This window comes from Micromonospora sp. WMMD882 (genome assembly GCF_027497255.1).
Lineage (GTDB): Bacteria > Actinomycetota > Actinomycetes > Mycobacteriales > Micromonosporaceae > Micromonospora.
The window spans coordinates 3,752,912-3,765,590 of sequence record NZ_CP114903.1; the positions used below are offsets into that span (position 1 = coordinate 3,752,912).

8 protein-coding genes and 1 tRNA gene are annotated in these 12,679 nt (G+C 65.5%); 5 read left to right on the forward strand and 4 right to left on the reverse strand.

All coding sequences use genetic code 11. The features are described from left to right. Window positions 1–70: 70 nt before the first annotated feature. The 3 genes from O7606_RS15665 to O7606_RS15675 all read left to right on the forward strand — a co-directional run bounded on the left by O7606_RS15665 (window position 71) and on the right by O7606_RS15675 (window position 4,867). Window positions 71–775 carry an HNH endonuclease signature motif containing protein gene (locus O7606_RS15665; RefSeq protein WP_281594763.1) on the forward strand — a complete coding sequence of 235 codons (705 nt, stop codon included), beginning with the start codon at window positions 71–73 and terminating at the stop codon, window positions 773–775. Between the two features lie 91 nt (window positions 776–866). After that, window positions 867–2,036 carry an ISAs1 family transposase gene (locus O7606_RS15670; RefSeq protein WP_281594764.1) on the forward strand — a complete coding sequence of 390 codons (1,170 nt, stop codon included), beginning with the start codon at window positions 867–869 and terminating at the stop codon, window positions 2,034–2,036. A gap of 5 nt (window positions 2,037–2,041) precedes the next feature. After that, window positions 2,042–4,867, forward strand: coding sequence for a hypothetical protein (locus O7606_RS15675; RefSeq protein ID WP_281594765.1), 2,826 nt, complete (start codon window positions 2,042–2,044; stop codon window positions 4,865–4,867). 323 nt (window positions 4,868–5,190) lie between these two features. Here the strand turns inward: O7606_RS15675 and O7606_RS15680 are convergent, their stop codons facing one another. From O7606_RS15680 to O7606_RS15695, 4 genes are all read right to left on the reverse strand, one after another. After that, window positions 5,191–7,002 carry a tetratricopeptide repeat protein gene (locus tag O7606_RS15680; protein ID WP_281594766.1) on the reverse strand — a complete coding sequence of 604 codons (1,812 nt, stop codon included), beginning with the start codon at window positions 7,000–7,002 and terminating at the stop codon, window positions 5,191–5,193. A gap of 1,057 nt (window positions 7,003–8,059) precedes the next feature. Then, a tRNA-Arg gene (locus tag O7606_RS15685) sits at window positions 8,060–8,132 on the reverse strand. 255 nt (window positions 8,133–8,387) lie between these two features. Beyond that, complete coding sequence (locus O7606_RS15690; protein ID WP_281594767.1) at window positions 8,388–9,035, reverse strand: Rid family hydrolase; 648 nt, start codon at window positions 9,033–9,035, stop codon at window positions 8,388–8,390. 44 nt (window positions 9,036–9,079) lie between these two features. After that, window positions 9,080–10,693: an FAD-dependent oxidoreductase gene (locus tag O7606_RS15695; RefSeq protein WP_281594768.1), complete on the reverse strand. Its 1,614-nt coding sequence runs from the start codon at window positions 10,691–10,693 to the stop codon at window positions 9,080–9,082. A gap of 170 nt (window positions 10,694–10,863) precedes the next feature. Between O7606_RS15695 and O7606_RS15700 the strand changes: the two genes are divergently transcribed. Together O7606_RS15700 and argC are read left to right on the forward strand one after the other, a co-directional pair. Then, on the forward strand, window positions 10,864–11,421 hold the full coding sequence (locus tag O7606_RS15700; protein ID WP_281594769.1) for a dihydrofolate reductase family protein: 558 nt from the start codon (window positions 10,864–10,866) through the stop codon (window positions 11,419–11,421). Between the two features lie 241 nt (window positions 11,422–11,662). Further along, window positions 11,663–12,676, forward strand: coding sequence for an N-acetyl-gamma-glutamyl-phosphate reductase (gene argC / locus O7606_RS15705; protein ID WP_281594770.1), 1,014 nt, complete (start codon window positions 11,663–11,665; stop codon window positions 12,674–12,676). Window positions 12,677–12,679 lie beyond the last annotated feature (3 nt).

Genomic DNA, 12,679 nt, shown 5'->3' on the forward strand with positions numbered 1-12,679 from the left:
GGCCGACTCCGGTCTGGCAGAATGCTGCCAGCAGCCAACAGGTGATCACGGACCGTGCAAAGGATCGCGCGTGGGGATTTCGGTCAGGACACGAAAGCTCTTGTGGGGACGTGCCCACAATCGATGCGCCTTTCCGCAGTGTCGGCAGGAACTCACGACCGACCAGATCGACGCCCACACCGGGGAGACCTTTACGACCGTCGTTGGAGAGGAGGCACACATCCGGTCGTCACGTTCCGACGGCCCGCGACATGAGCCTGACTTCGCAAACGTCGACGAGTATGAGAATTTGATCTTGCTGTGCCCTGTCCACCACACGATGGTCGACGCGGACGGTGGCCGTGGGTACGATGTCGAAACTCTCGTAAAGATGCGCCGGGCGCATGAGCGCCACGAGCAGCGTAGCGAGCACATCGAGCGAACTGTTCGAGCATACGTCGGCGACCAGTACGCGGCCGACGATAGGGTTCTCTTCGAACAAGCTGAGCTGCGTGGCCCAAGCGTCGACGCGATGTTCGTCGACGTTCCGTTCGGATGCCGCCTCGACGCCGCACCGGCTGAACTGATGGCACGCATCGCAGCCAGCCATCCGGGGGACGCTACGCCCATCGAGGGCTACATCGTCACAGGTGCAGCCCAAGCACTTCTCCATCCAGAGTGGACGGGCAATGCTCTTCTGGTAGGCGGTCCCGGAGCGGGCAAGTCCACCCTCCTGCAGTACATCCAGGGCCCCGGCAAAGTCGTGACGCTGTCCGACTTGAGGCTTCTGAAGTAGAAGCGCCAGCGTTTGTGGCAGCAAGACGGGCATGACCAGCTCAGAAGATCATCAAGGTTCCTACGCCACGGTGATCGATCCGAAGTGAGTCATGCCCGCCCTGCCATCATCGCTGATCTCGTCTTTGTCCGATGCACCGGCTCTGACCGTGCCCGAAACCGCTGGCGGGCTACCCGCAGCACTGGCCGGGGTGCCTGATCCACGAGCTCGCCGCGGTGTGCGGCATCGGCTGTGCGTGGTGGTGACCGCGGTGGTGTGTGCCGTGGTGGCCGGCTACCGCTCGTACTCCGCGATCGCGGAGTGGGTGGCCGATGTCCCGGACGAGACGGCCGAGGCACTGGGTATCGCCGCTGACCGGCGCCCGTCGGAGGCGATGATCCGCCGGTTGCTGCAGGCCCTGGACCCGGATCTGCTGACCACGGCGATCAGCGGCTGGCTCGTCGGCCGGGCCACGACCAGCGCCTCGGGCAGCCGGCAGGCGATCGCGGTCGACGGCAAGACCCTGCGCGGATCCCGCACCGCCGTCACCGCCGCCGATCACGTGATGGCCGCCTGTGATCAGGCCACCGGTGTGGTCCTGGCAAGCACCAACGTAGACGGCAAGACCAACGAGATCACCCGGTTCGGACCTCTACTCGACCAGATCAGCGACCTGCGCAACACGGTGATCACCGCGGACGCGCTGCACTGCCAGCGCGAACACGTCGCCTACCTCGCCGAACGCAGCGCGCACTGGATCCTGACCGTCAAAGCCAACCAGCCCCACCTGCACGCCCAACTCGCCGGTCTGCCCTGGCGGGCCGTCCCCGACGCCACCCGCCACGACGACCGCGGGCACGGCCGCCGCGAGATACGCACCCTGAAGATCCTCACCATCTCCACCGGCATCGACTTCCCGCACGCCGCCCAGGCCATCCAGATCCGCCGCCGCCGACGACGCCTCGATGAGCCGAAACGCTTCACCACCGAGACCGTCTACGCCATCACCGACCTGCAAGTCCACCAGGCGAAACCGGATCAACTGGCCGCGTGGATCCGCGGCCACTGGTCCATCGAGAACAAGATCCACTGGGTCCGCGACGTCACCTACGACGAAGACCGCAGCCAAATCCGTACCGGCACCGGACCGCAAGTCATGGCCGCCCTGCGCAACGCCGCCATCGGCGCCCTACGCCTCGCCGGGCTCACCAACATCGCCGCTGCCAACCGGCATCACGCCCGCGACAGCAGCCGGGCACTGGCCCTCCTCGGCATCATCTAACGACTTTGCCGGGACCCTGGCAGTACATCTGCCAGTTCCACCGTGCACGGATACTTGGACGTGACACCTACACGGGCGGCGACCAGCAGCTCAAGCCAGTCACTGACCATATCAGAACGCCGATTCGCATCGATTTGAGGCGCTATGTGGATTGGGCCTCATCGCGGCAGAATCCACGCAAGGCCGAGAAAGCGAGAGCGCGGCGGAAAAGTGCCTCGCAGCGCGAACTCCCCAGTCTCGAAGAATATATCGCTCATCATGTTAAGCAACATAGCGGTGGTCAAGGTTTCAGCCTCGAGGACCTCGGCGTGCTGGTGGCCACACAGCCTCTGCTTCTGGCTTTTGACGGCCTCGATGAAGTCGCCAACCTGAAAGACCGAGCCCTGGTAAGTGAGGCGATTGTCGGCACTCATGACCGGCTGAGTACCTTCGCTTATGATCTCGTCATCGTATCGGCAACTCGTCCAGGAGCGACGACAGCCAGCCTGTGGTCGTCGCAGAGCTTTCCAATTCTCTACCTACAGCGCCTCACCTACGGCCTCCGGTTGCAGTATCTGCAGAAATGGAGCTCGGTTGCGCGCTTAACGCATGAATCGGCCGAAAAGCTTCAACGAGTTTTCCTCGACAACCAGCATGTGCCACACATCCGGGAACTCGCCTCTTATCCCATGCAGATGGCCATCCTGCTCCATCTGCTGCATCGACGCCAGCTCTTGCCACAGCAGCGTACCGAGTTGTACCGCGAATACCTCAAGACTTTCCTCGACCGCGAGCAGACCGAAGAGAAAGAACCGCTACTCTCGGAAGAGCGTAAAGTTATCGAAGATATCCATGCTTTTCTCGGCTGGCATCTTCAATCGCGCGCCGAGGAAGGAATTGGGGCGGGCTCGATCAGCCGGCGGCAAATACAGGAGCTCGTTCACGACCACCTGGAGGGTCGTGAAGGCGGACAAGAGCTCGCAAAGGCCCTTTTCTCGGCTATCTCGTCGCGGGTGCTATGTCTCGTCGAGCGAGAGACCAATCAGTTTGAATTTGAGGTTCAGTCTCTGCGCGAATACTTCGCGGCTCTGCACATCTTTGACAACGCCCCACCCAGAGGCCGAGGAAATTCACGTGACGACTGCCTCAATGCGCTTCTTGAGCGGCCATACTGGTCGAACGTGTGCCGGTTCTTCGTCGGCATGTTCTCAGCCGTGGAAGTCCGTGGCATCCGGCACAATCTGCGCGGATTGAGCACGAAGCAATTATTGCGAGTACATCCGCTGCTCCGCTCCACGGCGACGCTTCTTCTTGATGACCGAACCTTTCAGGGGCAGCCAGATGAGCCAATCCAGGAGATCGTAGAATTCGTCTTCGAGGGCCCAGGCGTGGTCCTGGCCGAGGATGGCCTTCTCGAGGCCTCCGGCACCCCGCTCGCCCTCACTGGTGGGGCCGGACGTAAGCAAGCGGTCCGACACCTTCAACAAAGACTGTGTGAGGACAATCCGGCACCTCTGCGTATGGTTCTCGCGGACAGCCTTAATCGCCACGCGCAACCGGATGACGGCATTGCCACGTGGTGGTGGAACTTGTTCACGCCATCACAGCCATGGCTTGAGACTGCGGCGACGCTAACCGTGCTCGGCGGATTGAACGCGCAACAGACGTCCAAACTCGCCGAAGTCCTGCCACGCTTGGATCTTCCGACAGACTGGATCAGCGAACTGCTGGTCAAGGGCGGTTATGACGGGGTGACCGAGAGCGTCCTCAGAGCCTGCATGGCTGACATCAACGACGGCGCGGCGGAGCTAGTAAGGCCCCCCGAGCCAACGACTCCCCTAGGCCGGCTACTCGAATGTGCGATTGCCTGCAGCGATCAGGGACCTCAAGAATCGACGCAGAAGATATCTGGCTCAAAAGGTATGAGGACCAAGGCCCGCCGACGCAGCAGGAGCTCCACCAGCACGAATTCCATCGCGCTCATCGAGGAGCTACGCCAGAGCCCAGGATCCATTGAAAACTATCGGGGCTGGTACCACCGTCTCGCCAAAGTTGCCAATTTCTGGGGCGATGGTTGGGTTCTTCGACAAGCAGTAGGGGCAGTTCCGCCCGGTGTTGACCTATCCGCCATCGCAACGGACGAACGCACCGAACACCTTTTGGCCAGTGTCGTCGAGACTGAGGACCAAGCCCGAGCGCGAAAGGGCGACGTCGCTTGGTGGAGAAACCGTCTGCACACAGCTGAGACGAACATCGACCTGAATTACAGCATATTTTCGTTATTGACGGTCGCGCGCTCTAATGTGCTAATCGAACTAGCTGCCGAGCTCAACACGGTGGTCAATCAACTTGAGCCAAAGTATCTGAGGCTGCTCGAGAAGGCGCTGAAGACGTCCGGACGACGGCTCGGTGGATCAGCGCTGGTCATTCAGGATCAACTTAGACGCAATCTCGTCAACTACTCTCCGCGTTCACTCTGGCTACTTCGGCCGATGGTGACTCACAACAGTGTCGAGCAGATAGACAAGAAGCTCGTCGAAAAGTACGGCGAGTTACTGGAAACCAGTGCAGGCGACATGCGGTCATTGCTCCGGATAGTAGGCGCCGAAAAGACGGTGAAGATCGATACTCTTCGCGGCACGAGGACCATAGTCCCCACAGGGGGATGGGCCAGTGATGTCAAGCTCGGCGCTATCGCAGCGTCCAAGGCAGCGGAAATTTTGCGCTCTCCCTATGAATGGCCGGCGGACGTAGTGCAGCGCGCAGTTGAGCATTTCGCGGAAAGAATGGCGACCGTCGAGCCGATCTCCTCGCTGGCCGCACGCAATAGCTGGTTCCAGGACACTCCGTAGGATCAGCCGGTCGACCCAAATCGCCCCCTGAAGATGCGGCTCAGTCAAAGACCCCCGTGGTTGTGGCCGTTCGTCGACTTTCTGCTACCGGAACCTGTCTCGATGGACTTTACGGCCAAGTCACGCGCACAACTTGCCGCCATCTACCTCCGATCGGTGAGGGTTGGCCAAGAGATAAGCCTGCACAGGTTGCACGCGATGACGGCTGGGTTGAGCTGGGTAAATGCGTGCCCTGACCTGGGGCTCGGGTCGGGTCTGCCGGAGCGGTTGCAGGTTGGCGGTTGACGCGGGCTCGGCGTCTGCTCAGAGTTGTTGCTCTGGCATCAGATAGAATCGCGGCCCTGTTCCCGTTCGCGGCGTACCTTTTCGAGTGCGGCAACGTCAGTTGTGAGATCTGGGCGCCCGACCTGACGGTCCAGATCAACGACGAGTTCGAGTTCGCTGACCGCCCGGTCGAGGTCTCCTGCCTCCCGATAGATCATCGCCAGGTTGTAACGGGTAATCGCCTCGTCGGCACGCCCGCCGACCTCTCGCGCGATGGGGAGGGCCTGTTGGTAGTAGGTCAGGGCCTGTTGCGGGTCCCCGAGGTGTTGGTACACGCTGCCGATGTTGTTCAGCGTGGTTGCTTCACCGGAGCGGTCACCGACCTCTCGCGCGATGGGGAGGGCCTGTTGGTAGTAGGTCAGGGCCTGCTGCGGGTCCCCGAGGCCGTCGTACAAGCCACCCATGTTGTTAAGGGTGGTTGCTTCACCTAACCGGTCGCCAACCTTACGCCGGATGGGGAGGGCCTGCTGGTAGTAGGACAGGGCCTGCTGCCGGTTGCCAAGGCTTTGGTGCACGAGGCCGATGTTGTTAAGGGTGGTTGCTTCGCTCGGTCGGTCGCTAGCCCTCCGCGCGATGGTGAGGGCTTGCTCGTAGTAGGTGAGGGCCTGCAGTCGGTCCCCAAGCATGTAATACACAACGGCGAGGTTGTTGGTGGCGGTCAAGGTGTCGGGGTGGTCGTCGCCGAGGACGCGCCGCCGGTCGGTGAGCGTCTGCTCGAACAGCGGGATGGCTCTGCCGAGGTCGCCTGCTGCTTGGTAGGCGCTGGCGAGGTTGTTGGTGGCGGTCAGTGTTTGGGGGTGGTCGTCGCCGAGGACACGCTGGGCGTTGGTGAGGCTCTGCTCGAACAGCGGAACAGCTCGGCCCAGATCGCCTGCGGAGAGGTACGCGCCAGCGAGGTTGTTGGCCGTGGTCAAGGTGTCGGGGTGGTCGTCGCCGAGGACGCGCCGCCGGTCGGTGAGCGTCTGCTCGAACAGCGGGATGGCTCTGCCGAGGTCGCCTGCTGCTTGGTAGGCGCTGGCGAGGTTGTTGGTGGCGGTCAGTGTTTGGGGGTGGTCGTCGCCGAGGACACGCTGGGCGTTGGTGAGGCTCTGCTCGAACAGCGGGATGGCTCTGCCGAGGTCGCCTGCTGCTTGGTAGGCGCTGGCGAGGTTGTTGGTGGCGGTCAAGGTGTCGGGGTGGTCGTCGCCGAGGACGCGCCGCCGGTCGGTGAGCGTCTGCTCGAACAGCGGAACAGCTCGGCCCAGATCGCCTGCGGAGAGGTACGCGCCAGCGAGGTTGTTGGCCGTGGTCAAGGTGTCGGGGTGGTCGTCGCCGAGGACGCGCCGCCGGTCGGTGAGCGTCCGCTCGAACAGCGGAACAGCTCGGCCCAGATCGCCTGCGGAGAGGTACGCGCCAGCGAGGTTGTTGGCCGTGGTCAAGGTGTCGGGGTGGTCGTCGCCGAGGACGCGCCGCCGGTCGGTGAGCGTCCGCTCGAACAGCGGAACAGCTCGGCCCAGATCGCCTGCGGAGAGGTACGCGCCAGCGAGGTTGTTGGCCGTGGTCAAGGTGTCGGGGTGGTCGTCGCCGAGGACGCGCCGCCGGTCGGTGAGCGTCCGCTCGAACAGCGGAACAGCTCGGCCCAGATCGCCTGCGGATCGGTACGCGCCAGCGAGGTTGTTGGCCGTGGTCAAGGTGTCGGGGTGGTCGTCGCCGAGGACGCGCCGCCGGTCGGTGACCGTCTGCTCGAATACCAGAATCGCTCTTGCAACGGCACCAATGTGCGGGTACGCGCCGGCAACACCTTCCGCCACGCCGTAGCTATCCCTCGTCATCTGAAGGCCCCTCTTCCTGAAGATCTCGAATCAACCGCAACGCAACTGAGGGCGGCGCAAGGAATCGAGGAGTTTGCGTCGCCTGATCCCAGATGATCTCTACCCGTTCGTCGACCTGATAGGTCGATGACGAGGGTGGATGTCGGTCGCGAGCGGACGGGGGGACAGCGCCAGTTGGCTTGACAAGGCGCGGAGGACCTTGTTCATCGGCTAGTGGCGGAAGTGGGTCTTCGGTGCTGCGGACGCATAGCCAGAGGCGCTTGAAGGAGTCAAGATCACCTTCGAGATGCAGAACGATCTTCTCGAGAACCTTCCACGAGCACCGGCGGGATCCGGACAGCGCCTGGGCCACGGTGGTGTGGCTATACGCAATCGCTCGAGCGATGTCTCGGGTACTGGGTTCTCCGGCACGACGATGAAGTTGTCGCAGCGCCGCCGATAACTCCGCCCGGGGGTCGTTCGACACCGTTCGCCTCCTGGCGCGAGGTGGAACATTTTGTAAACTCCGTAGCCTACATCGTGGTCTCTCGTGGCTCATCGCTGGACCTCGTAACACCCTCTGGCGCCGGAAGTCACCTCGTCCAAAGCTTGATGCATCGGTCGGAGTGATGAAGGAGTTAAGCGTTGAACCACCTGGTGTCTGGGCCCTGGACCTTGATCCAGATTGCAATGATCATGGGCGGTGTCGTCGCTCTCGGCGCACTACTCGTCTGGCTGGCCGGTCTCATGTTGGCGCTCAGGGGCAGCGAGCCAACGGATCGCCCCCAGATTCTGCGGGCGTACGCGGTCTGTCGCCTGCCGTGCGTCAGGTTCGGCTAGATATGCAAGTTGAGCGCTTACGCGACCGGCCCGCGCCCGAGTTGCCTCCGGCTGGTCAATAACCCGGTCCGGCTGCTGCTGGCCCAGCAGTCGCGGCGGCTGGAGGTGGCACGACCCATGAATACGAAGATGCCCCAGGCGCTCTGTCCTGGGGCATCGACTTCAACGATCGAGCACGAAACACGATTTCACAATTAGTGATCGACCCGCTACGTAACGCTCTTGCAGTTCTGTGACGTGCCCCCGGCAGGATTCGAACCTGCGACACACGGTTTAGGAAACCGATGCTCTATCCCCTGAGCTACGAGGGCGCGAGTGCCCAGTCTAGCGACCTGGGCGTTCACCCGGGGTGGCAGGGCGTGGCCCCCGTCGACCCGTGCTCCCCCACGCCGTCTGGACCCTTGTCCGCCCAGCCCAGAGCACATCACAACCCCCGACGAGGGTTCCGGGGCGTCGGTGCCCGGTGTCGTGGGTCCGGGTACGTCGGCGCGCCGCCGACCCGGCGCGGGGGCCACGGGAGCAGCCCCGGGCGGCGGGTCGACGGCGCGTCTGTGACGGGGGTGGGGTCACTTGCCCTTCGCGGGGTAGGCGGCGTCCACCTCCACCTCGACCAGCCAGCCGGCGACCGGCAGGTTCTCGATCTCCAGCGCGAACCGCGACGGCCGGGCGGGGTTGACCACCATCGGCGGGGCCGGGGCGGCCGACCCGAGCGGCACGGGCACCGGCTTGCCGGTCGACAGGCTGGTGTTGGCGAAGAACTGGCGGTACGCCCGGTTCCAGCCGTTGAAGTCCATCCGCTCCTGGCCGTCGGGGTTCTGGAGGAACACCCGCATGCTGATGACGTCCTGGTAGGTCAGGCCCGCGCGGGCGAGGTTCTCCCCGATCCGGCGCAGCACGTTGATGCCCTGCGCCTCGGTGACGGTCACGCCGGGCGGCAGCACGCCGCCGGGGAACACGTCGGTGTCGATGTAACGCGCCTCCGACCCGGCCGGCGCTGCCGGGTTGAGGGCGGCCGGGCCGAGCCCGCTGCTCTTGTAGAGGGCGGTGCCCTTGCCGATGGCCACGCCGTCGGCGATCGAGGGGTTGTCCTGTCCGGCGGGGAGCACGGTGACGGTGGTGCCGGGCCGGGGCGGGAACAGCCCTCCGGCGACGGCGCCGGTGGGGACGGCGAGGAGGACGGCGGCGGCGGGGACGAGGATGGCGCTTCGGCGCACGGTGGGGACCTTTCTGCGGGGCCGGCCGGGGGTGGCGGGCGTGCTCATGCGGCCGTGACGCGGGCGTGCAGGGACTCGACGGCGGCGCGGGCGGAGACCATCGCGCCGTGCTGCCAGGCGATGGCGTGGCTGAGGTGATCGCCGGCGAAGTAGACGTTGCCGGTCGGCTCCAGGAGGCTGCGGTACGCGGCGCCGGTCTGCCCACCGGTGGCGCTGGGCCAGCCGACCCACGCCCCCTCGGAGAACCTCGTGGAGGCCCAGTCCCGGGAGTAGGAGGCGGTGATCCCCTCGCCGTACACGTCGCCGAAGATCTTCTTGCCCTGCCGTACCGCCTCGGCCAGTCGCTCCGCCGGGGTCAGGTTGCCGTAGAAGTTCGCGTTCCCGCCGGTGTTGTAGTAGCCGATCATGGTGCCGCGCCTGCCGTTGTAGCCGTACGACGGGTGCCACATGTTCCCGAGGTTGGTGTTGGCGTTCGTGATGCCGCCGTAGATGCGGAAGTCCTCCTCCCACCACCGGCGGTCGTACTCGATGCCGATCTTGCCGGCGTTGGTGACGCTCACCGACCCGAGGGCGGTGACGATCTCCGTGGGCAGGTTGGAACTGATCTTCGCGGCGATGTGCGGCGGAATGGTGTTGATGGCGAAGTCGGCGACCACCTTCTTGGGACCGCCCGGGGTGGTGTGGACGACCTCGACGCCCGAGGGCGTGTTGCGGTACTCGACGATCTCGGCGTTGTAGCGGATCCGGCGGGCGCCGATCGCCGCGGCGAAGGCGTAGGCGATCTTGTCCATCCCGCCGACCGGCTGGTACATCATCATCGCCTGGTCGAAGCCCATCTCGAACGAGAAGTAGTTGCCCACGGTCGAGGCGAGCAGGTCGGACATCGCGTACGGCGGGATGGTGGTGCCCGACTCCAGGCCGGCGCCCGGCTGCGTGGCGTAGCCGCGCCGCCCGCCGCCGGCGTACCGGAAGCTGGCCGCCGGGTCGCCGTCGACGCGGGACCCGATGGCGCCGAAGCTGCGCAGGTAGGCCAGGAGGCGCTCCTTGTCCTCGGCGGTGAGGTACTGGTCGAGCGAGCCCTGGTCGGTCGCCTTCGCGAGCAGCTCGGCCGTGTACCCGTAGGCGTCCGCCTTGGCGGCCCGGTGCCGGACCGGGACGCCGTTGAGGGCGCCCGGCACGTTCTCGCGGTAGAGGAAGGCGTCGGCGTTCTGGTTGGTGAAGACCTCGATCGGGACGCCGAGTTCCCGGCAGTAGTCGATCGTCACGTGCATCTGCGGGATGCGGCCGGGGCCGGCGTTCATGTACTGGCCCTTGGAGAAGGTCGCCCGCTGGGTCTGCCCCTTGAGGTCGGTGCTGGTGTCTCCGCCCCGGACGGTCCGGTTACGGCCGCCGGGCCGGTCGCGTCCCTCCAGGACGGTGACGTCGTACCCGCCCTTGAGTAGTTCGTAGGCGGCGGTGAGACCGGCGATGCCACCGCCCAGCACGACGACCGTCTTGCGGCCGTGCCGGCGGAGGTCGTTCCTGCTCGGTGGTGTGAACGGTGGTGTCTCCGCGGCGTGGGCGCTGGTCAGGCCGAGCGCGCCCATGCTGTGCAGCATGACGCCGGCGCCACCGGCGATACCGACGCGACGGAGAAAGTCCCTGCGGGTCTGGCTCATCGGGCCTCCGGGTGTGGGGTGGTCACCCGGACGCTAGGAAGACTTCGTTAAGGCGGCGGATCGTCCCGGGGTCGGCGGCGTCACGTACCCGCTGGTAGATCGCCTAGCCGGTTACGACGCTCACGCGACGCCCACCGGAGTGAGCCGTGGTGGCGTTAGACTCGCCGGCCATGGGATCGCTCGTCTTCAGCCTCAACCTCACCCTGGACGGTTGTGTCGACCACCAGGAGGGGATCGTCGATGACGAGACGCATGCCCTCTTCACCCGTCTCATGGACGAGAGCGGGGCGATGCTGTGGGGTCGCGTCACCTACGAGATGATGGAGAGCTACTGGCCGGCCGTCGCCCGCGGCGACGTGGAGGCGCCGCCGGCCGTGCGCGACTGGGCGGTCAAGCTGGACGCCAAACCCAAGTACGTGGTGTCGTCGACGCGCCGGGACTTCCCGTGGACCAACAGCCACCACGTCGCCGGTGAGCTGCGGGAGGGCGTGCAGAAACTCAAGGACGCGACCCCGGCCGGGGTCCTCCTCGGCAGCGGCCGGCTCGCCACCGAGCTCGACCGGCTGGACCTGATCGACGAGTACCGGCTGCTCGTCCATCCGCGGATCGCCGGCCACGGTCCGACGCTGCACCAGGACGGGCTGCCCGGTACGCGCCGGCTCGACCTGCTCTCGGCGCAGCCGCTCCGCAACGGCGTGGTGGCCCTGCACTACCGCCGCGCGCGCTGAGTCACCTGCTCCGGGCCGATCCGCGTGGCGGTCGCCTCCGGCACCGGCTCATTGTCCGCGTTACCCGGGCGGCGGGAAAGTCAACCCGGCGCGCCCTTCCGGATACGTTTGGCGTGGACGCTGCCGATCGGTACGGTCGCATATCTTCTCAGTGTTTGGGTTGTCCGCTCGGACCGGAGGGTTTCGCCATGCTGGACGGCATTGTGTCGGTGAGGGGAATGGGCTCGTGCAGCGGGTGACGGTGGTCGGCGCGGCCGGTTACATCGGTGGTGAGTTGCTGCGCCTGCTACTGGGTCATCCCGAGGTCGAGCTGGTGGGCGCTGTCTCGTCGCGGTTCGCCGGCAAGCGGATCGACGGCGTGCATCCGAATCTGCGGTCCGTCACCGATCTTTCGTTCTGCGCCGCGGAGGCGGTCGCGGAATGCGACGCCGTTTTCCTGGCGCTGCCGCACCGGGTGGCGATGACCCAGATCGATCACTGGATCGAGCGGTCCAAGCTCGTCGTCGATCTGACCGGGGACTTCCGGCTCGACGACCCCGAGGTGTTCCGGCGCTACTACGGTGAGGAGCACCTGGCCCCCCGGTTGCTGCCCAGCTTCGTGCCGGGGCTTCCCGAGTTGTACCGCGAGAGCCTGCGGGCCGCCGACCTGATCAGCGTCCCCGGGTGCATGGCCACCGCCGGCGTGCTCTCCCTGTATCCGCTGGTGCGGCACGAGCTGATCGATCTGGAACAAGGCGCCCAGTTCGACGCGCGTACCGGTTCCAGCGGCTCGGGCGCGACCGCCGGTCCGGCGAACCTGCACGCCGAACGCAGCGGGGCCATGCGCGTGTTCGCGCCCACCCGGCACCGGCACGAAGCCGAGATCTCCCGGCACCTTGGGCTGGCCGCCGCGATGACCGCCACGGGCGTCGAAGCGGTACGCGGGGTCCAGACCGTCTGCCATGCCACCCTGCGCCCCGGGGTGGACGAGCGGGCCGTACGCCGGGCCTTCCGCGAGCAGTACGCCCCGGAGCCCTTCGTCCGGGTCGTCGCACACCAGCGCGGCGTCTTCCGCTACCCCGACCCGAAGATCCTCCACGGATCGAACTTCTGCGACGTCGGTTACGCCGTCGACGGCGCGGGGCGCCTGACCACGATCGGCGCCCTGGACAACCTCGTCAAGGGCGGCGCCGGTAACGCCGTGCAGTGCTTCAACATCCGCATGGGCCTGCCCGAGACCCTCGGCCTGACCTTCCCCGGCCTGCATCCGCTGTGACCC

Coding starts and splice junctions, on each gene's coding strand:
- O7606_RS15670 (WP_281594764.1), top strand. CDS start 867: ATGCCCGCCCTGCCATCATCGCTGATCTCGTCTTTGTCCGATGCACCG.
- O7606_RS15680 (WP_281594766.1), bottom strand. CDS start 7,002: ATGACGAGGGATAGCTACGGCGTGGCGGAAGGTGTTGCCGGCGCGTAC.
- O7606_RS15695 (WP_281594768.1), bottom strand. CDS start 10,693: ATGAGCCAGACCCGCAGGGACTTTCTCCGTCGCGTCGGTATCGCCGGT.
- O7606_RS15700 (WP_281594769.1), top strand. CDS start 10,864: ATGGGATCGCTCGTCTTCAGCCTCAACCTCACCCTGGACGGTTGTGTC.